Annotated in this window: 23 protein-coding genes; 6 read left to right on the forward strand and 17 right to left on the reverse strand. The window is 62.4% G+C overall.

Features of this window, described 5'->3' with window-relative positions:
- Positions 1-126: 126 nt before the first annotated feature.
- Both RVM26_RS11410 and mnmC read left to right on the forward strand, forming a co-directional pair.
- Positions 127-426 (forward strand): YciI family protein, encoded by a 300-nt coding sequence (locus tag RVM26_RS11410; RefSeq protein WP_016914815.1) that lies wholly within the window; start codon positions 127-129, stop codon positions 424-426.
- Positions 427-633: 207 nt separating this feature from the next.
- Positions 634-2,604, forward strand: coding sequence for a bifunctional tRNA (5-methylaminomethyl-2-thiouridine)(34)-methyltransferase MnmD/FAD-dependent 5-carboxymethylaminomethyl-2-thiouridine(34) oxidoreductase MnmC (mnmC, locus tag RVM26_RS11415; RefSeq protein ID WP_498941743.1), 1,971 nt, complete (start codon positions 634-636; stop codon positions 2,602-2,604).
- Here mnmC and RVM26_RS11420 read toward each other — a convergent pair.
- The 4 genes from RVM26_RS11420 to RVM26_RS11435 form a co-directional block, all read right to left on the reverse strand.
- Positions 2,598-2,870 carry a YheU family protein gene (locus tag RVM26_RS11420; protein WP_016914817.1) on the reverse strand — a complete coding sequence of 91 codons (273 nt, stop codon included), beginning with the start codon at positions 2,868-2,870 and terminating at the stop codon, positions 2,598-2,600. The genes mnmC and RVM26_RS11420 overlap by 7 nt on opposite strands.
- Positions 2,867-4,903: an NAD-dependent DNA ligase LigA gene (ligA, locus tag RVM26_RS11425; RefSeq protein ID WP_498938697.1), complete on the reverse strand. Its 2,037-nt coding sequence runs from the start codon at positions 4,901-4,903 to the stop codon at positions 2,867-2,869. The genes RVM26_RS11420 and ligA overlap by 4 nt, the downstream gene beginning before the upstream one ends.
- A gap of 140 nt (positions 4,904-5,043) precedes the next feature.
- A complete protein-coding gene (gene zipA, locus RVM26_RS11430) occupies positions 5,044-7,125 on the reverse strand; it encodes a cell division protein ZipA (RefSeq protein ID WP_498938699.1) in 2,082 nt (693 codons plus the stop codon).
- A gap of 212 nt (positions 7,126-7,337) precedes the next feature.
- Entirely contained in the window at positions 7,338-8,246 is a 909-nt protein-coding gene (locus tag RVM26_RS11435; protein ID WP_498938701.1) for a LysR family transcriptional regulator, read from the reverse strand.
- A 102-nt stretch (positions 8,247-8,348) separates the two neighbouring features.
- Between RVM26_RS11435 and RVM26_RS11440 the strand changes: the two genes are divergently transcribed.
- Complete coding sequence (locus tag RVM26_RS11440) at positions 8,349-9,518, forward strand: mandelate racemase/muconate lactonizing enzyme family protein (RefSeq protein WP_498938703.1); 1,170 nt, start codon at positions 8,349-8,351, stop codon at positions 9,516-9,518.
- Here the strand turns inward: RVM26_RS11440 and smc are convergent.
- From smc to ccmA, 10 genes are read right to left on the reverse strand one after another with little or no spacing between them, the layout of a single operon-like run.
- Positions 9,515-13,012 carry a chromosome segregation protein SMC gene (gene smc / locus RVM26_RS11445; RefSeq protein WP_498938705.1) on the reverse strand — a complete coding sequence of 1,166 codons (3,498 nt, stop codon included), beginning with the start codon at positions 13,010-13,012 and terminating at the stop codon, positions 9,515-9,517. The two genes, RVM26_RS11440 and smc, sit on opposite strands and share 4 nt — an antisense overlap.
- Positions 13,013-13,045: 33 nt before the next feature.
- Entirely contained in the window at positions 13,046-14,293 is a 1,248-nt protein-coding gene (gene ccmI, locus RVM26_RS11450; RefSeq protein ID WP_498938707.1) for a c-type cytochrome biogenesis protein CcmI, read from the reverse strand.
- Positions 14,290-14,760, reverse strand: coding sequence for a cytochrome c-type biogenesis protein (locus RVM26_RS11455; protein WP_498938709.1), 471 nt, complete (start codon positions 14,758-14,760; stop codon positions 14,290-14,292). Before RVM26_RS11455 ends, ccmI begins: the two co-directional genes overlap by 4 nt.
- Entirely contained in the window at positions 14,751-15,278 is a 528-nt protein-coding gene (locus RVM26_RS11460; protein WP_189462789.1) for a DsbE family thiol:disulfide interchange protein, read from the reverse strand. Before RVM26_RS11460 ends, RVM26_RS11455 begins: the two co-directional genes overlap by 10 nt.
- Positions 15,275-17,281 (reverse strand): heme lyase CcmF/NrfE family subunit, encoded by a 2,007-nt coding sequence (locus RVM26_RS11465; protein ID WP_498275676.1) that lies wholly within the window; start codon positions 17,279-17,281, stop codon positions 15,275-15,277. The genes RVM26_RS11460 and RVM26_RS11465 overlap by 4 nt, the downstream gene beginning before the upstream one ends.
- Positions 17,282-17,332: 51 nt before the next feature.
- Positions 17,333-17,842: a cytochrome c maturation protein CcmE gene (gene ccmE / locus RVM26_RS11470; RefSeq protein WP_039180034.1), complete on the reverse strand. Its 510-nt coding sequence runs from the start codon at positions 17,840-17,842 to the stop codon at positions 17,333-17,335.
- Positions 17,832-18,086: a heme exporter protein CcmD gene (ccmD, locus tag RVM26_RS11475; RefSeq protein WP_498938711.1), complete on the reverse strand. Its 255-nt coding sequence runs from the start codon at positions 18,084-18,086 to the stop codon at positions 17,832-17,834. The genes ccmE and ccmD overlap by 11 nt, the downstream gene beginning before the upstream one ends.
- Positions 18,083-18,826, reverse strand: coding sequence for a heme ABC transporter permease (locus RVM26_RS11480; protein ID WP_039180039.1), 744 nt, complete (start codon positions 18,824-18,826; stop codon positions 18,083-18,085). The genes ccmD and RVM26_RS11480 overlap by 4 nt, the downstream gene beginning before the upstream one ends.
- A 14-nt stretch (positions 18,827-18,840) precedes the next feature.
- Positions 18,841-19,557, reverse strand: a complete 717-nt coding sequence (gene ccmB / locus RVM26_RS11485) for a heme exporter protein CcmB (protein ID WP_189462842.1) — start codon at positions 19,555-19,557, stop codon at positions 18,841-18,843.
- Between the two features lie 46 nt (positions 19,558-19,603).
- On the reverse strand, positions 19,604-20,224 hold the full coding sequence (gene ccmA, locus RVM26_RS11490) for a cytochrome c biogenesis heme-transporting ATPase CcmA (RefSeq protein ID WP_039180045.1): 621 nt from the start codon (positions 20,222-20,224) through the stop codon (positions 19,604-19,606).
- Between the two features lie 246 nt (positions 20,225-20,470).
- On the opposite strand from ccmA, the gene RVM26_RS11495 reads away from it, so the two are divergent.
- Positions 20,471-20,905 (forward strand): LexA family transcriptional regulator, encoded by a 435-nt coding sequence (locus RVM26_RS11495; RefSeq protein ID WP_498938713.1) that lies wholly within the window; start codon positions 20,471-20,473, stop codon positions 20,903-20,905.
- A 29-nt stretch (positions 20,906-20,934) separates the two neighbouring features.
- On the forward strand, positions 20,935-21,552 hold the full coding sequence (locus tag RVM26_RS11500) for an IMPACT family protein (RefSeq protein ID WP_498938715.1): 618 nt from the start codon (positions 20,935-20,937) through the stop codon (positions 21,550-21,552).
- Between the two features lie 89 nt (positions 21,553-21,641).
- Here RVM26_RS11500 and RVM26_RS11505 read toward each other — a convergent pair whose 3' ends face one another.
- The 3 genes from RVM26_RS11505 to RVM26_RS11515 all read right to left on the reverse strand — a co-directional run bounded on the left by RVM26_RS11505 (position 21,642) and on the right by RVM26_RS11515 (position 25,151).
- Complete coding sequence (locus RVM26_RS11505) at positions 21,642-22,964, reverse strand: sodium ion-translocating decarboxylase subunit beta (RefSeq protein WP_498938717.1); 1,323 nt, start codon at positions 22,962-22,964, stop codon at positions 21,642-21,644.
- A gap of 10 nt (positions 22,965-22,974) precedes the next feature.
- Complete coding sequence (oadA, locus tag RVM26_RS11510; RefSeq protein ID WP_287804216.1) at positions 22,975-24,801, reverse strand: sodium-extruding oxaloacetate decarboxylase subunit alpha; 1,827 nt, start codon at positions 24,799-24,801, stop codon at positions 22,975-22,977.
- 92 nt (positions 24,802-24,893) lie between these two features.
- Entirely contained in the window at positions 24,894-25,151 is a 258-nt protein-coding gene (locus RVM26_RS11515) for an OadG family protein (RefSeq protein WP_287804217.1), read from the reverse strand.
- A gap of 127 nt (positions 25,152-25,278) precedes the next feature.
- Here RVM26_RS11515 and RVM26_RS11520 point away from each other — a divergent pair, with 127 nt between their 5' ends.
- Positions 25,279-26,250 carry a tRNA dihydrouridine synthase gene (locus tag RVM26_RS11520; RefSeq protein ID WP_230478355.1) on the forward strand — a complete coding sequence of 324 codons (972 nt, stop codon included), beginning with the start codon at positions 25,279-25,281 and terminating at the stop codon, positions 26,248-26,250.
- Positions 26,251-26,343: the final 93 nt, after the last annotated feature.

Here is a 26,343-nt window from a genome sequence, read left to right on the forward strand (position 1 = left end):
GAGTTTGTCAGAATAGGCGTGTGGTACAACAACAGCTCGCCATGGTGCGCGTTAACCAGCACGCGGTCAATGCCGGGAGCGATAGCAAGGCTTCCCCAACCGCACTGCCTTCAAGGAGTTATCCCCATGCTGTATGCAATTATCAGTGAAGATGTGGCCAATAGCCTGGAGCGCCGACTGGCCGCCCGCCCGGACCATCTGGCACGGCTGGAAGCGCTGCGTGACGAAGGCCGTCTGGTATTGGCTGGCCCCCACCCGGCCATCGACACCGACAACCCCGGCGAAGCGGGCTTTAGCGGCAGCCTTGTAGTGGCCGAATTCGACAGCCTGGAAGCGGCCAAGGCGTGGGCGGATGCCGACCCTTACATCATTGCCGGGGTCTATGCCAAGGTAATTGTTAAGCCGTTCAAGAAAGTTTTGCCTTGACCCACAAGGGCGACTGTGGAGGGTCCGCCTGCTTTTTCACAGAGCCTGTGGAAAACTCTGTGAAAACACGGCGGACGCTTTTCTATAAGCCAGAGATAGCGCCCTGCTGAACAAATTGATCATTTTTTGACCACCTTCGTTCACCCTTCGACCACCACGGATATTCGCGTGACCCAGCGCCCCACTGACCTGCCCCCGCTGGCGGCCATGACCGCCCCGACGCTCTCCTGGAACGACGATGCCCCGCACTCTGATGCCTTCGGTGACGTCTATTTTTCCCGGGAGGACGGTCGCGCGGAAACCGAACACGTCTTCCTGGCGGCCAACCACCTGCCCCAGCGGTTTGCCGAGTGGCAGGCACCCCGAGCATTCGTGATTGGAGAAACCGGCTTTGGCACCGGGCTGAACATGCTGTGTGCCTGGGCCTGCTTCGAACGCCACGCCCCGCCAGGGGCACGGCTGCACCTGCTCTCTACCGAAAAATTCCCGTTGGGCCACACTGCCCTGGCGCGAGCCCTGAGCGCCTGGCCATCGTTGGCCAGTTATTCACAGGCGCTCTGCGCCCTGTGGCCCGATCCCGTCAGCGGCGTTCACCGTTTGCACCTGAGCGAACGCGTCACCCTGGACCTGCACTTTGGCGACACCACCGAACGGCTGGAAGCCTTGCAAGGCCAGGTGGATGCCTGGTTCCTGGATGGCTTTGCCCCTTCCAAAAACCCGGAGATGTGGCAGCCCGAGCTGTTTGCTGCCATGGCGGCCCGTTCGCGGCCCGGGGCCACCTTTGCCACCTTCACCTGCGCGGGGATCGTCAAGCGCGGCCTGAAAGCCGCAGGCTTCGCCTGGCAGAAGGTGCCTGGCTTCGGTCGCAAGCGGGAAATGCTGGCCGGCAGTATTGCCACACCGCCTGTGGACAACCGCCGCCAGCGGACGCCGTGGTTTACGCCACCGCCCACCCTCCGCTCACAGCACATCGTGGTGATTGGCGCAGGCATGGCCGGGAGCAGCGTGGCGGCCGCCCTGGCACGGCGCGGCCGCCAGGTAACGGTGCTGGAGCGTGAGCAGCCCGGCGCGGGCGGGTCGGGTAATCGACAGGGGGCGCTGTACGTGAAGCTTGCGGTGGAAACCAACCTGCAGAGCCGCTTCTACCTGGCGGGGCTGCTCTACAGCCAGCGCTGGCTGGGTCAACTCGCGGCCGCGAGGCCACAGCAGCCGCCGCTCTGGCAGCCCTGCGGCGTGGTGCAGCTGGCCTTGAGCGAGAAAGAGGCCAGCCGCCAGCAGCGCTTCATGGCCCACCACCCGCTGCCGGAAACGCTGGTCGCGGCCAGCGAGGCCCCCGACGCGCTGGCCGGGGTGCCCACGGCAGCGGCACAGGGCCTTTTTTACCCACAGGCGGGATGGGTACAGCCCAAACGGCTCTGTGAGCAACTGCTGCAACACCCCGGCATCACCCTGCGCCACGGGGAGGCCACGGCGCTGCACCCCACGCCAGCGGGCTGGCAGATCACCTTGGCCAACGGCGACACCCTGGCCGCCGACCAGGTGGTGATTGCCACGGCGTCATTGGCCAACGGTTTCGCCCAGACGGCGGAGCTGCCGCTGCAGCAGGTGCGTGGCCAGGTAAGCGAGCTGCCGCTGCCGGAGGGCACGGCGGCTCCCCAGCGCGTGGTGTGTGCGGGGGGCTATGTGTCGCCGCCGCTGGAGGGCGTGCTCACCTTCGGCGCCAGCTTCGTGCCCAACGATGCCACCACCCACACCGCCGACGCAGACCATCAGCGCAATATCGACGAGTTGCGCCAGGCCTTGCCTGACTGGGTCACGGCGCTGGAGGCCGCCACAGGGCCGCTGACGCCCAGCACCTTGACGGGCCGAGCCGCCGTGCGCGCCGCCAGCCCCGACAAGACACCCTATGCCGGGCCAGTGCCCGACGCGGCGGCGTGGCGCACGGCCTACGCGGCGCTGGCCAAGGATGCCTCGAAGGTGCCGGAGACCCCAGGCCAACACCATGGCGGGCTGTGGATATCCACTGCCCACGGTTCTCGTGGGCTGGCCAGCGCGCCGCTGTGCGCCGAAGTGCTGGCTTCCAGCCTGTGTGATGAGCCGCTTCCTCTGGAGCAGCCGCTGGTGGACCACCTGCACCCGGGAAGGCGCCTGATCAGTGCGCTGATCCGCGCTCAGTAATCGCCCTCTTCCTCGTCATCGGCCAGCTCTCGCCCAAAGGCACGCCATTGGGCGAGCGTCATCACTTCGGTCATTTCCAGCTCCAGGTCATGAGCGATGATCAGCTCGTGACGCTCCAGCTGCCGCTTGACCTCGGCGACCCAGCCGCGCATGCCTTCGCCGGTATCGGTGGTATCGTAGCCCTGGCGGGTCACGAACGCTTCCAGCAGCGCATCCAGCGTCTCGGGCGGCAGCATGCGGGCGGGTACTTCTATGAAACGGCTCATTCGCTCTGCTCCCACGCGCTCAAACGCTCGATAAAGGTGGCTTCGTCGATCACTTCGACGCCCAGTTCCTCGGCTTTGGTGAGCTTGCTGCCCGCAGCCTCACCGGCCACCAGGCAGGTGGTCTTTTTGGACACGCTGCCCGCCACTTTGGCCCCCAGCGCCTGCAAACGTGCCTTGCCTTCGTCACGGGTCATGCTCTCCATGGCGCCGGTCAGTACCCAGGACTGGCCTTCCAGCGGCGTGGGCCCCTGGGCCACCTCGGTTTCCTGCCAGACGACCCCCGCCGCAATCAGCGCTTCCAGGGTGTCGAGGTTGTGCGGCTGCCGGAAAAAGGTATGGATGTGTTTCGCCACGATGGGCCCCACGTCGTTGACCGCTTCCAGCGCGGACGTGTCGGCCTCCTGAAGGGCTTGCAGAGTGCCAAAATGGTTGGCCACGTTGGCAGCGGTGGCTTCGCCCACTTCACGAATGCCCAGTGCGTAAATGAACCGTGGCAGCGTGGTCTGCTTGGCTTTTTCCAGCGCATTGACCAGATTGGTGGCGGACTTTTCACCCATGCGCGGCAGGCTTTTGAGCTGCTCGACGGTCAGGTGGAACAGCTCGGCGGGGGTCTTGACCCAGTCCTGCTCGACCAGTTGCTCGATCAGTTTCTCCCCCAGGCCATCGATGTCCATGGCCTTGCGGCTGGCAAAGTGCTTGAGCGCTTCCTTGCGCTGGGCCGCGCAGTAGAGGCCGCCGGAGCAGCGGGCCACCGCCTCGCCTTCCAGGCGCTCTACTTCTGAGCCACACACCGGGCACTGGTCAGGGAATACAATGGCGCGGGCTTCGGCTGGGCGCTTCTCGACATCGACACGTACCACCTGGGGAATCACGTCCCCCGCCCGCCGAATGGCCACGGTGTCGCCAATCATGACGCCCAGCCGCTCGATCTCGTCGGCATTGTGCAGCGTGGCGTTGGACACGGTCACCCCGGCCACCGTGACCGGCTCCAGCCGTGCCACCGGGGTAATCGCGCCGGTACGGCCGACCTGAAACTCCACGTCGTTGAGCAGCGTGACTTCTTCCTGGGCAGGGAACTTGAAGGCCACCGCCCAGCGTGGCGCGCGGGCCACGAAACCCAGCTCCCGCTGGTGGCGCAGGTCGTTGACCTTGATCACCACGCCGTCGATGTCGTAGCCCAGCTGATCACGCTTTTCGCCCAGCCGTTCACAGTAGTCGGCCACGGCGTCTGGCCCCTGCAACACGCTCAGCTCGGCGCTGGTTTTGAACCCCAGTTGGGAGAGCCTGGCCATCAAGGCGCTGTGGGTGGTATCGCCCATATCGGGCTCCAATCGCGCCGCCTGATAGGCGTGGAACTCCAGCGGTCGCGTTGCGGTGATGCGCGGGTCGAGTTGGCGCAGGCTGCCTGCTGCCGCGTTACGCGGGTTGGCAAACACCTTGCTGCCCTCGTCTCGGGCACGCTGGTTCAGCGCTTCGAACCCGGCGTGGCGCATGATGACCTCGCCACGTACCTCCACCAGCTCGGGCAACGTGCCTCCCATCAGCTTCAGCGGCACCGAGCGCAAGGTACGCAGGTTGGAGGTAATACCCTCGCCCGTACGCCCATCGCCGCGCGTTGCACCGCTGACCAGCACACCCTGTTCGTACACCAGCGAGACCGCTGCGCCATCCAGCTTGGGTTCGCAGCTGAATTCGATCTCCTCGGGCTGGCACTCCAGACGTTCGGCTACCCGCTGGGCGAAGGCGATGATGTCTTCACGGCTGAAGGCGTTGTCCAGCGACAGCATGGGAATGGCATGGGCCACTTCCGGAAAGCCTTCCGCCGGGGCCGCGCCCACTCGCTGGGTGGGCGAGTCTGGCGATATCAGGTCAGGGTGTTCTGCCTCGATCTGCTGCAAACGTTGCAGCTTGCGGTCGTAGTCGGCATCGGTCAGCGTGGGCTCGTCCAGCACGTAGTAGCGATAATTGGCGTCATCCAGATCAGCGCGCAATTGGCCAATCTCTTCTAGCAGGGCGGGGTCTAGCGAACTCATGCGGGCATTCCGAAACAGATGAAAAAAGGGGTCAGTGCGACATGAAAATGGACAGTATTAAAAACGCGCAGCAATCGAAACGGCAATAACAAAAACACCCGCCTTCGGGTAGAAGGCGGGTGTGGGCATGACAGAAACGTTTAGCGTGCCTGCAACTGGCGATGCAGTCGATGGCGACGCTCGAACTCGCGCACCCGCTGGCGGGCAAACTCGATGGTTTGCGCCGTCATGACGCTGCGGTTCTCGTCTTTCAATTCACCGCCCATGTGACGCACCACCACCATGGCGGTTTCCACCATGGCCTCGAAGGCGGCGGCGCTATCCAGCGCACCGGGCAACGGCATCAGGAAGGTGATGCCCGGGGTGACGAACTCGTCCATCTCTTCGATGGGGAAAGTGCCGGGCTTCAGCACGTTCACCATGGAGAACTGCAGCTCGCTCTCGGCGCTTTCGGTTTCGAACCGATGGAAGACACCCATGGTACGGCTGTAACGCAGGCCACACGCCATCATCAGTTCCAGAAGCTTGCTGCCGTCGAACCCTTCCAGGTCGCGAGACAACACGCTGATGACGATCATCTCTTCGGCATCGGCCAGGGTTTCTCGTGCGTGTTCGCCGTTGACGTCGTGGCGCAGCGCTTTCTCCAGCGTCGGATGAGCGCGTACCACGCTTTCGCGTGCCTCATAGGCAGGCTCTTCATAGGCACCATCGAATTCTGCGTAGGCATCATCGTAGTCGGCAGCATCGGTGCGACCCGCATCATAAGCTGCATAGCGGTCATCATGATGGGAAGCAGCATCGTCATAGGCACCGCGGGCAGCGGCGGGGGCTGCGTAGCGGTCGGCGTCATCGTAGCTGTCCAGCGCCGGGGCCTTGCCACGCGAGGTGCGTTTGGCAGCAGCGTCCGTCGCCGCCAGCTCGCGAGCCTGGGCTTTTTCCTGAGCAATGCGCGCCTTCTCTGCTTCTGCCGCTTCCTTGGCCACGCGGCGCTGCTCGGCCTCCAGGGCTTTGCGCTCGGCTTTCTGCTTGGCCAGCGCTTCGGCACGCTTGGCTTTTTCGGCTTTCTTGATCGCTTTCTGTTTTCGGCGTTCGATGATACGGCGCTTGAAGGAGCGGCCAATACCTTCGAAGTCGACCAGGCGGTAGCGGTCTACCTCGTCGTCATCCAGCTCGTCCACGTCGCCTGCGATATCCGAACGCAGCTGCCGACGCCTGGGCGTCTCGGAGGACTTGGCAAAGACGGCATCTTCCGGCTCGGCGCGCAGCACCGGCTCGGCATCGGGCTCCGGCTCTACGGCGCTCAGCGGCGTGCTTTCCGGCGTGTCCGTGGCGGACAGAACAGACTCGACGCTCTCAGCGGCAGCGTCCGCCGTGGCTTTGTGGTCGTCTTCGGCAGCCGCTGCGGTGGATACGGGCTCAACCGCAGGCTCGGACACCGTGGGAGCAGCCGTTTCTGGAGAAGGCTGCTGCTGGACGGCTGACTCGACGGGAACCGGAGCAGCAGACGCCACGGCGATAGTTTCTGAGGCCTCAGCTTCTGGGGCTGCAGTTTCTTCTGACACCAGAGATTCTGGCGTCTTGGCTTTTGAAGCGATGGCTTCTGAAACAGTGGCTTCTGGAGTTACAGCTTCATGCTGAGACGTCGGCTCACCCGCAAACAGGCTGGGCTCACGGCGGGGCTCGCTATGGGCGGCTTCTCGGGAAGCAGCGGACGCTGCCTCGGGCATGACACTGTTTGCAACAGGTGTTGAGACGGGCGACGGGGACATCGACGGTTCGGCACGCGATGGAGCCGCCTTCGGGGGCTCGCTGCGCTTGGCGGTCTCACCGTTCGCTGCTGCCGACTGGGCCACGGCAGGTTTGGAAGACTTCGAAGTAAACGACTTTGCGTTTGCGGTCACGGATTGAGCAAACGAGCGGCGGAACTCAGAAAGGACTTTGGAAGGCCCGGGGTGGTCCTGACGCTTCAACTTTGGCTTTTGGCCCAGGCCACTGTAATCGGCGGGTTTGACGACCCGAGCACCGCCATTGGGCAGTTCCCAGTTGATTTCCGCTTCCTTGGCCTCGTCACTCAACTCTTCCGGCTTGACGGCGGGCAGATCCTTGCCAGCCTGATCCAGCTGCGGGACACGACGTTGACGCTGAAGCCTTCGCGCACCATCAACGACGATGAGCGACACCAGAGCCAGTCCTAGAATGATTAACCACTCTCTTAATTCCATGTCGAGCATTCCATGGGTCAACTAACCGGTTACCAGATGCAGCGCGTGCGCGGCACCCAAATATGGGGGACCTTCTTATCAAGATACGTTTAATGCCAAGCATAGCGCGATTATTACAAAAAGGGCCACTTTTTGCAGGAATTTGCACTTTTAAACTTGCATATACGCTTTTTAGGCCAATCTAAAGACCTTATCAAGCCCATAAAGTGCCGCTATCGAGTGGTCACTTTCTGATCTCTCTGAGTAGCCACCAGCGTTTGCCAAAACGCGCTGGCGAAAGGGCTGGCCAACTGGCGCGGCCGTGTCAGCTGAATGGCCACCGGCACGTCCCACTCCGGGGGCAGCGCGCGCACCAGGCGCCCTTCCGCAACTTCTTGTTCGGAAAGACTTTCAGGCAGCCAGGCCAACCCCTTGTTCTCGATGGCCATGGACATCAGCACGGCGGCCAGATGGCTGCTGAAATGGGCCTGGGAAGAGAGTGTGACTGGCTGCCGCTGACCCAGACGATGGCGCAAGATGCGCCCTAGCCCCGAGGCGTCAGTGTACGCTAAATAAGGAAAAAAAGTGGAAGCCGCACCAAGCCCCAGCTCGCGCCCCACCAGAGGAATCAATCGATCCTGACCGACGGTGAGACTCTCGAAGTGTTCCGCTTCCAGAGGCGAGTCGACGGCGGGGTCTCGATGGCTCAATAAAAACTGTGCCGTTCCGCGCAGTAAGAGCTGCTCGCAGTTGGCCATGGTATCGGAGTGAAGTTGTACGGCATGCAGCGCGGCACTTTGCTCTTGTTGGCGTATCCAGCGCGGAAAGAAAGTAAACGAGAGTGAATGAGTGGCCGCAAACTGGAGCGCCGCCGTCGCGCGCTGGGCAACTTCCTGGGCTTCACTGCGTAAACGATAGAGTCGCCCTGCAGCATCGATGACACTGGCCTGAATATGCAGGCCCGCCTCGGTCAACGTGGTGCCTTGGGGCGTGCGCACGAAAAGGGCCACACCCATCCACTGCTCCAGCGCTCTGATCCGGCGGCTGAACGCGGGTTGCGTCACATGGCGCGCCTGGGCGGCACGGATGAAACTGCCGTGTTCGGCCAGGGCATTGAAGTCTTCCAACCAGTTCAGTTCCATCGCGGGCAATGCCATTTCAGCATGGGGTAGCTGACTAATAGCATTAGTCAGCCGCCACTGTCACCCCCTATGGTGAGGCGACCACTGTTTGAGGAGCCTGCCATGCGTATTGTGGAAATTCGTGAGAAAACCGTCTCTATCGCCTCCCCCATCGCCAATGCATACATCGACTTTTCCAAGATGACCTGTTCGGTGGTGGCGGTCGTCACCGACGTCATCCGTGACGGTAAGCCTGTGATTGGCTACGGATTCAACTCCAACGGACGCTATGGCCAGGGTGCTCTGATGCGCGACCGTTTCCTGGATCGCATCAAGGAGGCCGACCCGGACAGCCTGATCGACCATGCGAACGACAACCTGGACCCGTTCGCGATCTGGAAAACCTTGATGACCAACGAGAAGCCAGGCGGTCACGGCGAGCGTTCCGTGGCGGTAGGCACGATCGACATGGCCATCTGGGATGCCGTCGCGAAAATCGAGGGCAAGCCGCTGTATCGCCTGCTGGCCGACCGGTATCGCGGCGGGCAGGCCGACGACAAGGTGTGGGTCTATGCGGCAGGAGGCTATTACTACCCCGGCAAAGACCATTCCAAGCTGCAGGATGAGATGCGTAGCTACCTGGACCGCGGTTACGAGGTAGTGAAGATGAAAATTGGCGCGGCCTCTCTGGATGAAGACCTGCGCCGTATCGAGGCCGTGCTGGAGGTGGTGGGCGATGGCAGCCGCTTGGCGGTCGATGCCAACGGGCGGTTCGACCAGCCAACGGCCATTGCCTACGCCGAGGCAATGAAGCCTTACCGCCTGTTCTGGTACGAAGAGGCCGGAGACCCGCTGGATTACGCGCTGCAGGCGGAACTGGCCAACCACTACAGCCTGCCCATGGCCACCGGCGAAAACCTGTTCTCCCATCAGGATGCGCGCAACCTGCTCCGTCATGGCGGCATGCGCCCAGACCGAGATTTCGTGCAGTTCGACTGCGCGCTTTCTTATGGCCTGGTGGAGTACATGCGCACGCTGCAAGTCATGGATGAGCTTGGCTGGTCCTCACGCCGCGTGGTGCCTCACGGTGGCCACCAGATGTCGCTGAATATCGCGGCGGGGCTGCACCTGGGAGGCAACGAGTCCTACCCGGATGTTTTCCAGCCCTTCGGTGGCTTTGCCGACGGCATTCGCGTCGAGAATGGCTACGTGGGGTTACCGGACATTCCCGGCGTGGGCTTCGAAGCGAAATCGGCGCTGTACGCGGTGATGCGGGAGCTGGGCAAAGGCTAATCCACCAGCGCGGCGGCTTCGTCGATGCCCACCGACACCAGCCGCGAGACGCCGGGCTCCTGCATGGTCACCCCCATCAGGCGCTCGGCGGCTTCCATGGCAATCTTGTTGTGGGTGATGTAGATGAACTGGACGTTCTCCGACATCTCCTTGACCAGCTTGGCATAGCGCCCCACGTTGGCATCGTCCAGCGGTGCGTCTACCTCGTCGAGCATACAGAACGGCGCGGGGTTGAGCTGGAAGATGGCAAACACCAGCGACAGCGCCGTGAGCGCTTTTTCGCCACCGGACAGCAGATGAATGGTGCTGTTCTTCTTGCCCGGTGGGCGTGCCATGATCGCCACACCGGTTTCCAGCAGGTCGTCTCCTGTCAGGGTCAGCCAGGCAGCCCCGCCACCGAACACTCGGGGGAACAGGGTTTGCAGCCCGGTATTGACCTGTTCGAAGGTTTCCTTGAAGCGCATCCGGGTTTCCTGGTCGATGCGCTTGATGGCGCGCTCCAGGGTTTCCAGCGCTTCGCTGAGCTCTGCATGCTGGGCTTCCAGGTAGTTACGCCGCTCCGCCTGCTGGTCATACTCTTCGATGGCCGCCAGGTTGATGGCGCCCAGGCGACGAATCTTCTCGGAGGTATTCTCCAGCCGCTCCTGCCAGGTGGGTTCGCTGGCGTCCTGGGGCAGCGTCTCGGCCAGTTCATCGGCATTGTGTCCCAGCTCCGCCAGCTGCTCGTCCTGGGTGGCCGCCTTGAGCGCCAGCGCCTGCACATCCATGCGCCGCTGCTGTAGCTGTTCGCGACTCTGCTCCAGATTGCGCTCGTGCTGTTGGCGGGCCAGTTCGTCATTGCGCAGCTGCTCGGCCAGGGCCTGGGCCTGCTGGCGCGTCTCGTTCAGGCGGCGCTCCTGCTGCTCGCGCTGATGCAGCAGCTCTTCCAGCTCTTCGCTGGCGAGTTCATCCGGCTCTACCAGCATTTCCCGAGACTCTTCCAGCTCGGCAATGCGCAGGGTCAGCCGCGCCTCGCTATCGCTGGAGCGGGTTTGCTGGGCTTGAAGACTGTCACGCTCGGCCTTCAACCTTTCCCGCTCCAGCGCCAGCGCCTGTTGCCGTGCCTTGAGCGGGGCGTGCTGCTGATTGAGCCGCTCGCGCTGCTCACGCTGTTGATGGCGCTGCTCGGCGCTGGTTTCTCGGGCTTCGGAGGCGGCTTCCAGCTGCTCCATGGCGGTGTGCCAGCGGGCGCGCTGCTCTTCCAAAGTAAGCGTTAACTCCGCCTCATCCTCTTGCAGCTGGGCCAGCTCATCGTCCAGCTCGGCGGCACGGCCTTGCAGATGCTCCAGCCGCTGGGCCAGGCGCTGCTCCTGGATGGCCAGCTGTTGGCGGGCGCTGGCGTGATCACGCTCCTGCTCGGCCTGCTGCTCACGCTGCTCCTCCAGCGCGTCCAGCGCCTCGCTGGCCGCATCGCACTGCGCATCGAGCAGCGCCAGCGCCTCTTCGGCCTGGGCGCGCTGCTCGGCAAGCTCGGTGAAGCGGCGGCGGGTCACCAGCAGAGCATCCACGCCTTCGCCGTTGGCCTGCTGATGCAGCCACCCCCGCCCACGCCAGACACCATCGCGGCTGACCACGCTTTCACCCTTGGCCAGGCTGGGCAGCAGCGCCTCAATGTCATCCGCGCTATCGACGAAGTGAATGCTCGCCAACCACTCGCTCAAGGCCCCCGCCCCGGTGACCAGTGCGTGCAGCCGCTGGCCCGTATTGGGCAGCCCGGCGGGCAGCGCCTGGTCGATCAGGCACCAGTCGGTGGCCAGTGCTTCGGGTAGCGCCTGCAGCTGTTGGGTAGCCACCAGCCGCGCGTTGAGCCAAGGGGCCAACAGCCAGGAAATCACTCGCTCCCAGCCCGCCGACACGTCGATGGCCTCGCCCAACCGCGGTGCCTCGGCCAAACCGTATGCTGCCAGCGCCTCACCAGATTGAGGGTCGTGGTCCGCCAGGGCGGCATCGATCAATGCTTGCAGCGATGCCAACTCGCCCTGCTGCTGGCTGAGCGCCTGACGCTGCTGGTCTCGCGCTTGCTGGGCCTGCTGGTAAGCCGCCTTGGCATCGCTGAAGCGCTGCTGCCACTGCTCGCGCTGGCTCTGGAACGTGGCGGCGCGCTGGTCGGCCTCGGTCAACCGAGCGTGATGCTCGGCGTGCTCCTGGCGCAGGGCGGCCATGTCGGCCAGCTCGCCGCGCTGTTGGCGGCGGCGCTGGCCTTCGGCCTGAAGGCGGGCAATTCGCTGCTCCAGATCACGCAGCTGATCTTGGCGGCGGTCGGCATCGCGGCTGGCTTCGCGCCAGCGATTTTCGGCATCGCTCCACTGCTGCTCGGCGGCCTCCAGGGCGGGGCTGGCCGACGCCAGGGTTTCTTCCAGCTGCGTCAGCTGCTCTTCCAGGGCTTCGTATTCGGGCAGAACGTCTTCCAACCGCTCGTCGATGGCGAACAGTCGCTCGCGGTCGCCTTCGCTGACCAGCCGCTGCTCATCCAGGTCGCGGCGGGCCGTGGCGATGTCGCTGGCCAGCTGCGCTTCACGGCTGCGACGGTGGGCCTGGTCCTGTTCCAGCCGGGCGATGCGCGTGGTGGTCTCGAAAAACTGCTGCTGATGACGATCCAGCACGTCGGCCAGCTCGTCATGCTGTTCGCGGGCCTGCTCCAGCCGGGTCTCGCACTGGCGCACACCGAACACGTCTTTCTCGACGGCAATTTCCAGCTCACGCACCCGGCTTTCCTGATGCGACTGTTCGGCACGCAGGGTACGCCCACGCAGCAGCGCCAACTCGCCTTTTAAGCGGTACTCTTGCTGTTTGAGCTCTTGGTAACGCTTGGCGGCTTCCGCTTGGCGCTTGAGGCGTTCGAGCTGTTTATCCAGCTCGTCGCGGATGTCGTCCAGGCGCTCCAGGTTCTCCTGGGTCCGGCGCATGCGGTTTTCGGTTTCCCGGCGACGCTCCTTGTACTTGGAGATACCGGCAGCCTCTTCGAGGGTGGCACGCAGGTCGTCGGGGCGCGCTTCGATGAGCCGCGAAATCATGCCCTGGCCGATGATGGCATACGAACGCGGGCCAAGGCCGGTACCCATGAACAGGTCGGCGATGTCCCGGCGGCGGCACTTCTGGCCGTTGAAGAAGTAGTTGGACTGCCCGTCTCGGGTGACCAGGCGCTTGACGGCAATTTCAGCGTACTGGGCATAGACACCGCCCATGCCGCCGTCGCGGTTGTCGAACTTGAGTTCGATAGAAGCCTGCCCAACGGGCTTGCGCCCCGTCGAGCCGTTGAAGATCACGTCGGCCATGGATTCGCCGCGCAAGGTCTTGGCAGACGACTCGCCCATGACCCAGCGCACGGCGTCGATGATATTGGACTTGCCGCACCCGTTGGGCCCCACGATGGCGGTCATGTTGCCATCGAAGGGGACGGTGACCGGATCGACAAAGGACTTGAACCCGACAAGACGAATGGAGGTTAAGCGCATTGTGATCCTTTCCTGCAGCGAAAGTCGCGGAGGTTACTCAAAAACGCGGTTGATGACCACCTCGGCCGCTTCATCGTCCGTGATCGGGCCTACCGTGACACTCTCCAGGTCACCGAACAGGTCCCCGGGTTGCGGCGTGGCCTGACCCGAAGGCGACACACGCACCATCAGGCGCGCTTCACGCACCTGGGAGATCTGGGCATCCGCCGACATCGCCGCCGCATCGTCCAGCACTACCGTCATCGGCAGCTCTGAAACCTGGGCACGAATCACCGCCAGGGGCGGTAGCTCACCGTCCATGTCACGGGCGGTGATGAACACCGTGGCGTCGTCACTGACGCTGCCTTCCAGCTCGGCGTCCAGCGAAACATTCACCCGAATTCCCTGGCTTTGTGCGGCCGCAGCATCGGCATTTTCCGGTACGACACCCATCCGCTCCTGAGCCACACGGATACCGTCACGCAGGGAGGCCGCCGTTTCCGGATTTTCGATGTTGGCCACGGCCCGGCGCCAGCGGTCGATGGCCGTTTCGTAATCGCCACTATCGAAGGCGTGAATGCCCAGCAGGCCGAGTACCGTGGGCTGACGCGGGTCTAGCTCCAGCGTCTCGTCTACCAGCGCCTGCACTTCCGGCGTCAACTGACGCTCGGCCATGAAGAACTGCAGCTGTGCCATTTGCGCCAGCAGGGGCGGGATACGCCCTTCGATGGCCAGCAAACGCTCCAGCGCTTCCTCGGCCTTCTCGGGCTGGCCAGTGTCGCGATAAATGGGAAACAGCGCGCTCCACACGTTGGGGTTGTTGGGCTGGCGCTCGGCTTCGGCTTCCATCCGCTCGGTGAACATGCTCAGCGAGCCTTCAGGGTGCTGACGCACTTCCTGCTGGATGGCGTACAGCGTCAGGTCACCTTCGGCGCCATACTGCTGGTACCAGAACGTGCTGGCACCGACCACGGCCACCATCACCAGCGGCACCACCAGGCGGCCAGCACTGGCTGATTTCAGCGGCCGACGGGACTCGACGACGGTGTCTTCCAGCAGGCTACGCTCCAGCTCCAGGCGATCTTCCTGGTAGCGTGCGTCGTCGATGTCTCCCCGATCCCGGGCGGCCTCCAGCGAGGCCAGACGGCGCTGAAAAATCGCCACGTTCTGCTCGGCCGTGGTGTCGTTGGCCTCGAAGGTTTCCAACTGGTCACGCAGCGTGCGAGCGCCGCGCATGGGTGCCACCAGCAGCCACAGCGCAGGTATCAGCAGTAAAGCAATCGCAATCCAGACCGGTGTCATGACGACCTCTCGCGGTTAATCAGGGCATTCAGGCGGGCGCGTTCTTCTGCGCTCAGGGCCTTGGCAGAGGCGTTGCGGCGGGCACGCACCACCATGATGACGACCACCAGGCCAATCAACACCAGAACGATGGGCAACCCCCACAGCAGATAGGTGCGGTTCTCCAGACGCGGGTTGTAGAGAATGTAATCGCCGAAACGCTGCACCATGTGGTTGATGATTTCGATATCGGCGCGGCCTTCGTGCAGCAGCACGTAGACGCGCTCGCGCATGTCCGCCGAGATGGGCGCATCGGAGTCGTCGATGGCCTGGTTTTCACACAGCGGGCAGCGCATGGAGGCGGTCAGGTCGCGGTAGCGCTTTTCCAGTACCGGATCATCGAACTCGCGCACTTCGATTCCGCCGGCCATGACGCTACCGGCGGTGGCCAGCAGCATGGCCGTCACTATCCAACGAATTATCGCCATTTTTCTACCTCCGGCAGGATACGGTCACGGACATCTTCCGGGGAGACATAGCCCTTGTGGTGATAGCGGATCACGCCCTCGGCATCCACCAGAAAGGTTTCCGGCGCGCCGTACACGCCCAGGTCGAAACCGAGGCTGCCATCCGGGTCAAAGATGTTGATCTCGAAGGGGTCGCCGAATTCGGTCAAAAACTCCAGGCCTTTCTCGCGGGTATCCCGATAGTTGATGCCCACCATGCGGATACCCTGATCCGCCAGTGACAGCAGCTGCGGCATCTCCTGTTTGCAGGCCGGGCACCACTCGCCCCAGACGTTGACCAGCGTCACTTCGCCGGTGAGCAGCGACTGGTCTACCTGGCGTTCGGCGTCACGCAAGGTAGTGGCCTGAAACTCGGGAAACTCCCGCGCCATGAGGGCCGAATCCCGCTGGGAAGGGTCCTGCCCCAACCCTTGATAGAGAAACAGCGCGATGCCCACAAAACCGATGGGTAAAAGAAGCAGCAGCAGGCGGCGTGTCATACCGTGGCCTCCTGTGACGGAGATTGATCAATACGTGAGGATGCAGGTTGGCGCGCGGCTGCGCGGCGGTAGCGCTTATCCGCTACGGCCAAGATGCCGCCGAAGGCCATGAGCAGGCCACCCAACCATAGCCAACGTACGAAGGGCTTGTATTGCACGCGCATGGCGTAGCTGCCATCGCCCAGGTCTTCGCCCATGGCCACGTAGAGGTCACGGAAAAAACCGGGGCGCAGCGCTACCTGGGTCATGGGCATGCCGGTGGCCAGGTAGAGGCGTTTTTCCGGTCGCATGACGAAGCTGCGTCCTTCTTCACCGCGCTGAACCTGAATGATCGAGGTATCCGCCAGGAAGTTGGGGCCACGACGATTGGTCAGTTCGGTCATGGTGAACTGGTATCCGGCAACTTCCACCGTCGTACCCGGCGACATGCGCACGTTACGCTCGATGTTGTAGTTCGACACCACGGCCACGCCCACGATGGTGACCGCCACGCCCAGGTGGCCCAGCACCATGCCCCAATAGGAGAGCGACAGCTTGCGCAGGCCCGCCACGAACGAACTGGCGTGGCGTGTCTTGTCGAACAGGTCGCGCACCATGGGCAGCACGATCCACAGCGCCGAAATGATGCCCAGCGCTACCCACAGGTTCCATTCACGGCCATACACCAGCGGCATGGCGATGCCCAGCGCCAGCGAAGCAGCGCCCGCCAGCCACAGTTTGCGCCACAGTTCCTTGCCGCTCATGCTCTTCCAGCGGGCCAGCGGGCCAAGGCCCATGAAGATACACATCACCACGGTCAGCGGAACGAACAGGGCATTGAAGTAGGGAGGCCCGACGCTGATCTTGCCCAGCCCCAGCGAATCCAGAATCAGCGGATACACGGTGCCCAGCAGTACCGTCACGGTCATGATGACCAGCAGGACATTGTTGATCAGCAGCAAGGAGTCACGAGAGAGCCAGTTGAAGCCCACCTTGTGGCTGACCCGCGGAGCACGCAGGGCAAATACCAGCAGCGACAGGGTGACCGTGATGGCCAGCAGCATCAGGATGAAAAAGCCACGGGACGGGTCGTTGGCAAACGCGTGGACCGAGGTGAGCACGCCCGAACGTACCAGGAACGTACCCAGCAAGGAGAGCGAGAAAGTCGAGATGGCCAGCAGTACGGTCCAGCTCTTGAACGAGCCGCGCTTCTCGGTCACCGCCAGCGAGTGCACCAGCGCCGTGCCCGTCAGCCAAGGCAGCAGCGAAGCGTTCTCCACCGGGTCCCAGAACCACCAGCCGCCCCAGCCAAGCTCGTAGTAGGCCCACCAGCTACCCAGCGCGATACCCACGGTCAGAAACGCCCAGGCAATGTTGGTCCAGGGGCGCGCCCAGCGGGTCCAGGCAGCATCCAGGCGGCCACCCAGCAGCGCCGCAATGGCAAACGCAAACACCACCGAGAAGCCCACGTAGCCCATGTAGAGCATCGGCGGGTGGACGATCAGCCCGAAGTCCTGCAGCAGCGGATTCAGGTCAGCGCCGTCGGCGGGCATGTTGGGCAGCAGCCGCTCGAAGGGGTTGGAGGTCATCAGGATGAACAGCAGGAAGCCGACACACACCATGCCCATGACGCTCTGCACCCGGGCCACCATGTCTCGAGGCAACTCCTTGGAGAACACCGAGGCCGCATAGCCCCAGCCTGCCAGCATCAGGCTCCAGAGCAGGACCGAACCTTCATGGTTGCCCCAGACGGCGCTGAACTTGTAGTACCAGGGCAGCAGGGAGTTGGAGTTGTTGGCCACGTTGGCCACGCTGAAATCATCCAGCATGTAGCTGGTGGTCAAGCACAGGTAGGCAATGGCCACGAACAGGAACTGGCCGGTTGCCATGGGGTAGCCATAGGCCATCCAGAGGGGGCGGCGGGTGGCGGCTCCCAGCAGCGGCATCACGGCCTGCACGATAGCCATCAATAGCGCGATGACCAGCGCAAAGTGGCCAATTTCAGGAATCATTTTAATCAGCATGAGCGCTCCGCATTGGCATTAGGCATTACCGAATGGTGCAAGGGTAAGCCGTTAGTAATCGCTTGCTTGTGGAACGCCCTGCTGCTCTAGGCGCTTACCCACTTCGGCGGCCTTGGCCTGGAAATCAGCGGGCGAGTAGCCAGCCTCTTCCAGTGCCTGGGCGACTTCCGGCGGCATGTAGTTTTCGTCGTGACGCGCCAGCACTTTATCGGCGTAGAGTCGACCATCGGCCTGCAGCTGGCCCACCACCACCACGCCCTGCCCTTCACGGAACAGGTCGGGCAGGATGCCGCTGTAGTAGACCTCGACGTCGTCCACGTAGTCGGTCACCGTGAACGCTACGTCGAGGCTGTCGGGGTCACGCAGTACCGAGCCTTCTCTGACCATGCCACCGGCACGAATCTGGCGGTCCAGAGGAGCATCTCCCTGGGCGATCTGTACCGGGCTGAAGAACAGATTGATGTTGGCGCGCAGCGCATACAGCGTAAGCCCCACGGCGATGGCGGTCAGCGAGACCAGCCCCAGAAAGATAAACAGCTTTTGCTTGCGTTTAGGCGTCATTGCGAACATCCCCTTGAGCAGAGTTAACCGGGTTCGGCGCAGGCGTAGCACCATAGGGGGAAGCCGTGCGCTGCGCCTTTTCACGACGCATGCGGCGTTTGACGGCCTTGATCAACTGCCGCCGCTCCAGGCGAGCGTGCAGCAGGATCCCCAACATCAGAAGCGCAGTTACGCCCCAGGCGGCCCATACATAGAGACCGTGGCCGCCCATGGCAAAGAATTCGTTCAGCGAAGCAAAGGTCATTGGCCCACCTCCTCGGCGAGTTCACGCACCCAGCGCTTGTTGGCTTCCCTGCGCAGAATTTCACTGCGGGTACGCATCAAGGCAAGCGCAATAAAAAAGCTGTAGAAGCCCAGCACCATGATCAGCAGCGGCGCCCACATTTCCATCGGCATGGCCGCGCGCCCGGTGATGGTGAACGTGGCCGGCTGGTGCAGGGTGTACCACCAATCGACGGAGTACTTGATGATCGGGATATTGATGACGCCCACCATGGCCAGCACGGAAGCCGCCCGCGACCCGCTGTCACGACTGGTGAAGGCGCCACGCAGGGCGATGACCCCCAGATAGAGGAACAGCAGGATCAGCATCGAGGTGAGCCGAGCATCCCACATCCACCAGGTGCCCCAGGTGGGCACGCCCCAGACGGCGCCCGAAAACAGCGCGATGAAGGTCATGGCGGCGCCCAGCGGGGCAATCACGGTGGCCAGCATGTCGGCGACCTTGATTTTCCAGACCATGAACACCAGTCCGGAAATGGCCATGGAGACAAAGATGGACTGGGCCAGAAACGCAGCAGGCACATGCACGTAGATGATGCGAAAACTGTTGCCCTGCTGGTAGTCGGCGGGAGCGAACACCAGCCCCCATACGGTGCCCACGGCCAGCAACAGCGCGGCTGCCACCCAGAACCAGGGTTGCAGCTTGGCACTGATCGCATAAAACCACTTGGGAGATCGCAGTTTGTTTATAAAGCCCCACATGGTTTTCCCATCCTTTAACCGTTAATGCTGATGCGTAGCGACGCGGCAATCGCCCAGGGTGCCAGCATGAGCGACACCGCCAGCAGCGCTCCCAGTATGGCCAGGTGAGCGGCCATCCCATCACCCAGAATGGCGGCCTGCACCGCGCCTGCCCCAAAAATCAGAACCGGGATATATAGCGGCAGTACCAGCAGGGAGAGCAGTACCCCGCCCTTGGCCAGCCCCACGGTCAGCGCTGCGCCAATGGCCCCTATCAGGCTCAGGCTCGCGGTGCCCAGCGCCAACGACAGCGCCAGCACCCCGTAGCTGCCTGCTGGCAGCGACAGCATGATGCCCAGCACCGGCGCCATCAGCGCCAGCGGCAGCCCGGTCAACAGCCAGTGCACGGCCACCTTGGCAAGCCCCAGCGCCGCCAGCGGCTGGGGGGCCAGCAGCAGCTGCTCCAGGCTGCCGTCTTCGTAATCGCTGCGAAACAGGCTATCCAGCGACAGCAGGGCCGCCAGCAGCGCCGCTACCCACAGCAGTCCTGGCGCGATGCTGGCCAGCAAGACAGGGTCAGGCGAAATGCCAATGGGAAACAGCGTGATGACCAGTGCAAAAAACACCAGCGGATTGAGCACCTCACCCTTGCGCCGCAGCATCAGCGTCAGGTCGCGCTTGAGCGTGGCATGAATGGCCACTCCCAGCCCCCCCTGCGGTGTATGCAGAACCACCTCAGGAGCACTCGACAGGGCGCGTGAAGATAGGGCGTGTGAACGTTGCAACACTGACTCCTTTTTACCCCAGCTGAATACGTCTCAGCACCGATGATTCGGTCAGTGCATGGTGGGTCGTCACCAGAACACAGCCACCAGACTGGGCATGCGCGACCAGCTGCGCTTCCAACGCCATGACACCGTGGCGGTCAATCGCCGTGAAAGGCTCATCCAGGACCCATAGCGCGCGCGGGGTCAGCGTCAACCTTGCCAAGGCAATACGTCGCTGCTGACCAGCGGAAAGCTGCCCTGCCGGGACATCTTCAAAGCCCGCCAGGCCAACCTCGAACAGCGCTTGTTCACGCTGTTTATCGCTGCCTTTTTCACCATTGAGCGCTTGATACCACGCCAGATTTTCCAACGGCGTGAGACCCGCTTTAACACCGGGGGCATGCCCTAGATAGAGTAGGTTTGCGAGAAAATGTTCACGGGTCTGGTGCATGGGGGCACCGTTCCAGAATAGCTCGCCACGGTAGTCGGTCAGTTGGCCGGAGAGAATCTTCAGCAACGTGGTTTTACCACTGCCGTTGGGGCCTTCGATACGGACGATCTCGCCGCCCTTGATGTCGAGGTCAAGTCCTTCAAACAGCCAACGATCATCGCGTTCACAGGCCAGTTGTCGGGCTTGCAGGCACAGGCTCAAAAGACTCTCCAGACGCATTAATTTTGGGTCGAACTCTACACGGAAAGGCGCTTTCTCGCCAGTCACCCTCTGCGGCCAGGAGTCGCAGCATGACACAGCTCAAGCTCTCGCCATATAAAGCGACGCGTCAAACAGCACTAGCACTGTATGCAAAAACAGGTTTATACTGCAGCTACTGTATGAATAGACACCCATCAAACCCCGTTTGTCCATTCACTCACTCGACCGCCTTGGCACAGGCGCTGCATGGGAGAACACACAATGACGATCTGCCTCGCCCCTCAGGTAACGTCTCACGTACCTTCTCAACCGCTGCCACCGTCCAACGTGCGCCAGCGCCTTGCCCCTCACCCCCGCCAGGCAAACCAGGACGGTCAAGTGACCCGGCACAACACTTATGCCCTGCGCATTCGCGGCGACCGCCTGCAGGCCAGCCAGCTCTTCGACGGTGATCTGGTCATTATCCACCGGCATCAGCACGACACCCAGCAGGAAACGGCGACCCTGACCATCAACGATCGCCAGCTTCCCTTGAGCCATTTATCGATTACCCGCCTGGGGGTGCACTTGTGCCCCGAAGATACAGCAGTGCCCGCGCTGTTCCTGCATAATGGCGACATCCAGGTGCTGGGCATGGTCATGGGCGTGGCGCACCACACCCGGCAGACTCGGCACCACTGATTCGCGCTTATGTTGGCCAGGAGTCCTGCTTGCGTTACCACGTTCCCGACATTGCCCCCGAGGCGTGGCACTCCACCGAGACCGAGGTAGAGAAAAGCCAGTTTCTGACCTGGCTATGCCACGCCCCCAACCCCAGCGCCTTCAACGCCTTGCTGCAGGCCGCCAGACTGGCCCACCCCAATGCCAGCCACCACTGCACCGCCTTTATCGCCGGCCCACCAGGGGAGCAGACCCGCATTGGCTTTTCGGATGACGGCGAACCGGGTGGCACGGCGGGACGGCCCATGTTCCAGGCGCTGCAAGGCAGCCAGTTAGGAGAAGTGGGCTGCGTGGTGATTCGCTACTTTGGCGGCACCAAGCTGGGCACCGGCGGCCTGGCCAGAGCCTACGCCCAGGCCGTCAATGCAGGGCTGGAAACCCTGCCCACTCGGGAAGTGATCGAACGCGACAGCTATCGGTTACGCGTAGGCTTCGCCCATGAAGCGCAGGCCCGAGCCTGGTGTGAAGAGCAGGCACTGCCTGTGGAACAGGCTGAATACGATGGGCATGGCGTGTGCCTGACCATCGGCTGGCCCAGCGATGTAGCGCTGGATATCGGCAGCCTGGAGAATCGCCTGAAAACGACCGTGGCGTTCGAAGCGCTGTAAGTAAGTTCACGGCCTGCCGATGAAAGCTCGGCAAGCCGTGCAAGGGCTCAGACTCGGGCTCAGCCCAGTTTTATCGCCAAGTACCAGTTCTATCCCAGGTACTTGATCATGACCCCGGCAGCCACCGCCGAGCCGATCACCCCGGCCACGTTCGGACCCATGGCATGCATCAGCAGGAAGTTATGCGGGTTTGCCTCCAGCCCCACCTTGTTGGCAACCCGCGCCGCCATCGGCACCGCCGAGACGCCAGCCGCGCCAATCAACGGGTTGATGGGCATCTTGCTGACCATGTTCATGAGCTTCGCCATCAACACGCCTGCTGCCGTGCCGATAGCGAAGGCAACCATGCCCAGCCCTAGAATGCCCAGCGTTTCGAAGCTCAAGAAGCTCTCGGCCATGAGCTTGGAACCCACGGACAGGCCCAGAATGATGGTCACGATATTGATCAGCGCATTCTGCGCAGTATCCGACAGTCGCTCCACCACGCCACACTCACGCATCAGGTTACCAAAGCAGAACATGCCCAGCAGTGGCGCCGCGTCAGGCAGGAACAGCGCCACGGCAATCAGCAGCATCAGCGGGAAGATCACCTTCTCCAGCTTGGAGACCGGACGCAGTTGCGTCATGGCAATCTTGCGCTCTTTTTCGGTGGTCAACAGCCGCATGATGGGTGGCTGGATGAGCGGCACCAGCGCCATGTAGGCATAGGCCGCCACGGCAATGGCCCCCAGCAACTCTGGCGCCAGCATGCTGGACACATAGATCGACGTCGGCCCGTCCGCCCCGCCGATGATGCCGATGGCGGCCGCCTGATTGAGCGAAAAGTCCATGACGCCCAGCGAGGAGAGCAGCACCGCCCCAAACAGCGTAGCAAAAATCCCGAACTGGGCGGCCGCCCCCAGAAACAGCGTACGCGGGTTGGCCAGCAGGGGGCCAAAATCGGTCATGGCCCCCACGCCCATGAAAATGAGCAGCGGCGCAATACCCGAGGCAATGGCAACGCTATAGAAGCTATACAGCACACCATCGCTGTAGCCTGCCCCCAAGGCAATGTCCTTGGCGGCGCGTAGCTGGTCGTAGGCTGCCGTGTCGTGAGCGACGGCCTTCAGCACTTCGCGCCACCCCTCGACACCTGACAACGGGTCCAGCGTGACGCCCAGCGCAGCCGCCATCTGCTGTAGCACGGCGGGCCTGGCCACTTCGATGGCCTGATCGAGCGCTGAAATGGCCAATCCCGCTTCCGGGATATTGGCCAGAATGCCGCCAAAGCCGATGGGTACCAGCAGCAAAGGCTCGAATTTCTTGTAGATCGCCAGGTAAAGAAGACCCAGCCCTACCAGTACCATGACCGCCTGGCCAGGCTGCAGGTTATAGAGCCCGGAGCCTTCCCATAAGGTGATTAGTTTGTCCATGCGGGTGCCCTTAAAGCTCGATCAGCGCATCGCCAACGGCGACGCTATCGCCCTCGCTGACATTGACCTTGGATACCGTTCCAGCGCTGCTGGCACGCACTTCGGTTTCCATCTTCATGGCTTCGAGGATGATGACCACGTCGCCTTCGGCCACTTGGTCACCGGGGCGTACGTTGACCTTGAAGATATTGCCTGCCAGCGGCGCATCGATACTTTCGCCGCTACCTCCAGCGCTTTCTGCCGCACCCGCTCCAGCACTAGCGCCTCCACTGGCGGCAGCTTGCTCCTTGATCTCGCCAATATCGCCGCCCGGAGATACCTCGACCACATAGGCTTTGCCATTGAGCTTGACGGTATAGGTTTCCGGACCGCTGTTGACCACAGCAGCAGGTGCAGCCGGTTCTGCCTTGGCAGGCACGGCTGCCTTTGTTTCTACTTGTGGCGCGGGCTCGAAGGCTTGCTTGTCGTCACGGTTCTTGAGGAACTTGAGGCCAATTTGCGGGAAGAGTGCGTAGGTCAGCACGTCATCCACCTGCCGCTCGCCTTCTGCCAGGCGCAGCTTGTCGGCACTGGCTTTCTCTTTCAGCTCCGTGGCAAGGCGCTCCATCTCTGGTGACAGGTTGTCCGCAGGACGGCAGGTGATTGGCTCTCCGCCTTCCAGCACGCGCTTTTGCAGCTCCGCATTGAAGGGGGCAGGTGCCGAGCCGTATTCGCCTTTCAACAGCGCCTGGACCTCTTTGGAAATCGACTTGTAGCGCTCGCCCATCATGACGTTCATCACTGCCTGGGTGCCGACGATCTGCGAGGTCGGCGTCACCAGCGGGATGAAGCCCAGGTCTTCACGTACGCGCGGAATTTCACTCAGCACGTCGTCCAGCTTGTCGCCAGCGCCCTGCTCTTTCAGCTGGCTCTCCATGTTGGTCAGCATGCCGCCCGGCACTTGCGCCACCAGAATGCGTGAGTCGATACCCCGCAGCGAGCCCTCGAACGCCGCATACTTCTTGCGTACCTCACGGAAATAACCGGCGATGTCTTCCAGCAGCTCCAGGTCCAGCCCCGTGTCACGCTCCGTGTCCTTGAGCATCGCCACCACGGATTCGGTGGGGCTGTGTCCATAGGTCATCGACATCGATGAGATGGCCGTATCCACGTTATCGATGCCAGCCTCCACGGCCTTCAAAATGGTGGACGTCGAGAGCCCTGTGGTCGCGTGGCAGTGCAGGTGGACGGGAATGGAGAGTTCTTTCTTCAGGCGCGTCACCAGGTCGAACGCCGTGTAAGGCGTCAACAATCCCGCCATATCCTTGATAGCCAGAGAATCTGCGCCCATGTTGGCAATAGTCTTTGCAAGATCTACCCAGCTATCCAGGGTATGTACCGGACTGACGGTATAGGAAATGGTCCCCTGGGCATGACCACCCACGGCACGCACTGCCTTGATGGCACGCGCCAGATTACGCGGGTCATTCATGGCATCGAACACACGGAACACATCGACCCCGTTGGTCTTGGCTCGCTCCACGAACTTATCGACTACATCGTCGGCATAGTGACGGTAGCCCAGCAGGTTCTGCCCGCGCAGCAACATTGCCTGCGGCGTGTTGGGCATTGCCTCTTTCAGGGCACGAATGCGTTCCCAGGGGTCTTCACCCAGATAACGAATGCAGGCATCGAAGGTGGCGCCGCCCCAGGTCTCCAGCGACCAGTACCCGACCTTATCGAGCTTTTCGGCGATAGGCAGCATGTCGTCGAGCCGCAGCCGGGTCGCGAATAGCGACTGGTGGGCATCGCGCAACACAACATCTGTGATTCCTAGCGGACGTTTTACATCGTTCATGGTCGTGACTCACCGTTTAGCTTTATTGATTTGTAGTAAATTTAGCAAAATTTATTCTTGAAGAGGGAGTGTATTCGTTATCCATTCTGCCGTTAACGGCGATGCGCAGCCCGATAACGGTGCACTGCAGCACTGATCACGGCCACTACCTCATCGTCAGGGCCTGCCTGAGCAGCGGTCTGACGGCCTTTTCGTTTGGCAGCCGGTACCACCGGTGCGGGCTGAGAACGCCCAATCAGCTTCGACATCAGCGTGACACTGACCACCAAAACCGTAAGAAAAACAAAAACAAACCCCATACCAAGCCCCATCAGGGCGAGCCCCTCCTGGAGTAACTCCGACCCTTGCATAGCGTGCTCTCCTTGTTGTGTAAGGTGGTTGGCACACCAAACGCCTCCAGCGGCGCTTGGCGGAGTAAGGGTAATACACTAACCTGCCACATCCAACATAGAATGCAATCGCGCCATAGTGGAAGTCATGGTTGTTAATTTACTACATAAAGGCAAGATCGGCCTTGCGCCAATGGAAGGGGTCATCGACGCACTCACCCGCGACCTGCTCACCCGCCAGCCCGGTTTCGACTGGACGGTGACAGAGTTCGTGCGGGTGGTGGATACACGCCTTCCCCCCAGGGTATTTTACAAGCACTGCCCTGAGCTCCAACAGCGCCCTGTGGCTACTCCCAGCGGCATCCCGGTACACCTGCAGCTACTCGGCTCCGACCCCAGCGCGCTGGCCAAGAATGCCCGTCAGGCGCTTGCACTGGGCGCCATCAGCGTCGACCTCAACTTTGGCTGCCCAGCCAAGCTGGTCAATCGTCACGACGGCGGGGCCTCTCTGCTGCGCCAGCCCGAACGGGTCTATCAGGCCGTCAGGGCGGTGGCCGACGCCTTGGCAGGCGAGATCCCGGTAACCGCCAAGATACGCCTGGGCTTCGCCAATCGACGCTTGGCGGTAACCTGCGCCCAGGCGACCCAGGCAGGCGGCGCCGCACGGCTGGTGGTGCATGGACGAACCCGGGACGAGGGCTACCGCCCGCCCGCGCACTGGGAGTGGATCGGCAGGGTTCGTCATCACGTGGACATCCCCGTGGTGGCCAATGGCGATATATGGACGCTGGAGGACTACTGGAAGGCGCGCACGCTGTCGGGCTGCCGTGACGTCATGCTGGGCCGCAGCGCCCTGGCAGACCCCTGGCTGGCACCCCGCATTCGCCACTGGCAGGAAACCGGCGAGCGGCTGCCAGAAACCACCTGGGCAATGCGCGCCAGCGTGCTACAAGAGTACGCCGAGCATCAGCGTCAGCAGCTACCGGATCGCGTCGTGGTTTCTCTGGTGAAACAGTGGCTGGCACAAATGCGCCAAGGCAATGCCGAAGCCGAGCAGCACTTTCAGCGCCTGAAGCGGGTCACGGACCTGGACATACTGCTCGACAGCCTGGTGCCGTAACGCTTCGCCCTCTGGCACAGAACCCAACGCTTACGAACCAGAAGCTATCGAACCATAAACTACCGAGCAAAAAAAAGCGCCCTTCCGCAAGAT

Source organism: Halomonas sp. KM072, from assembly GCF_050710315.1.
Classification (GTDB): Bacteria; Pseudomonadota; Gammaproteobacteria; order Pseudomonadales; family Halomonadaceae; genus Vreelandella; species Vreelandella hamiltonii.

Bases quoted from the DNA above. Each gene is read 5' to 3' on its own strand.
- RVM26_RS11455 (WP_498938709.1), bottom strand. From the start codon at position 14,760: ATGGCGATAATTCGTTGGATAGTGACGGCCATGCTGCTGGCCACCGCC.
- mnmC (WP_498941743.1), top strand. From the start codon at position 634: ATGACCGCCCCGACGCTCTCCTGGAACGACGATGCCCCGCACTCTGAT.
- RVM26_RS11515 (WP_287804217.1), bottom strand. From the start codon at position 25,151: ATGCAAGGGTCGGAGTTACTCCAGGAGGGGCTCGCCCTGATGGGGCTT.
- RVM26_RS11420 (WP_016914817.1), bottom strand. From the start codon at position 2,870: ATGAGCCGTTTCATAGAAGTACCCGCCCGCATGCTGCCGCCCGAGACG.
- RVM26_RS11460 (WP_189462789.1), bottom strand. From the start codon at position 15,278: ATGACACGCCGCCTGCTGCTGCTTCTTTTACCCATCGGTTTTGTGGGC.
- ccmE (WP_039180034.1), bottom strand. From the start codon at position 17,842: ATGACGCCTAAACGCAAGCAAAAGCTGTTTATCTTTCTGGGGCTGGTC.
- ccmI (WP_498938707.1), bottom strand. From the start codon at position 14,293: ATGACACCGGTCTGGATTGCGATTGCTTTACTGCTGATACCTGCGCTG.
- RVM26_RS11465 (WP_498275676.1), bottom strand. From the start codon at position 17,281: ATGCTGATTAAAATGATTCCTGAAATTGGCCACTTTGCGCTGGTCATC.
- RVM26_RS11495 (WP_498938713.1), top strand. From the start codon at position 20,471: ATGGGAGAACACACAATGACGATCTGCCTCGCCCCTCAGGTAACGTCT.
- RVM26_RS11480 (WP_039180039.1), bottom strand. From the start codon at position 18,826: ATGTGGGGCTTTATAAACAAACTGCGATCTCCCAAGTGGTTTTATGCG.
- RVM26_RS11410 (WP_016914815.1), top strand. From the start codon at position 127: ATGCTGTATGCAATTATCAGTGAAGATGTGGCCAATAGCCTGGAGCGC.
- RVM26_RS11505 (WP_498938717.1), bottom strand. From the start codon at position 22,964: ATGGACAAACTAATCACCTTATGGGAAGGCTCCGGGCTCTATAACCTG.
- oadA (WP_287804216.1), bottom strand. From the start codon at position 24,801: ATGAACGATGTAAAACGTCCGCTAGGAATCACAGATGTTGTGTTGCGC.
- RVM26_RS11435 (WP_498938701.1), bottom strand. From the start codon at position 8,246: ATGGAACTGAACTGGTTGGAAGACTTCAATGCCCTGGCCGAACACGGC.
- RVM26_RS11520 (WP_230478355.1), top strand. From the start codon at position 25,279: ATGGTTGTTAATTTACTACATAAAGGCAAGATCGGCCTTGCGCCAATG.
- ligA (WP_498938697.1), bottom strand. From the start codon at position 4,903: ATGAGTTCGCTAGACCCCGCCCTGCTAGAAGAGATTGGCCAATTGCGC.
- zipA (WP_498938699.1), bottom strand. From the start codon at position 7,125: ATGGAATTAAGAGAGTGGTTAATCATTCTAGGACTGGCTCTGGTGTCG.
- ccmD (WP_498938711.1), bottom strand. From the start codon at position 18,086: ATGACCTTTGCTTCGCTGAACGAATTCTTTGCCATGGGCGGCCACGGT.
- RVM26_RS11440 (WP_498938703.1), top strand. From the start codon at position 8,349: ATGCGTATTGTGGAAATTCGTGAGAAAACCGTCTCTATCGCCTCCCCC.
- smc (WP_498938705.1), bottom strand. From the start codon at position 13,012: ATGCGCTTAACCTCCATTCGTCTTGTCGGGTTCAAGTCCTTTGTCGAT.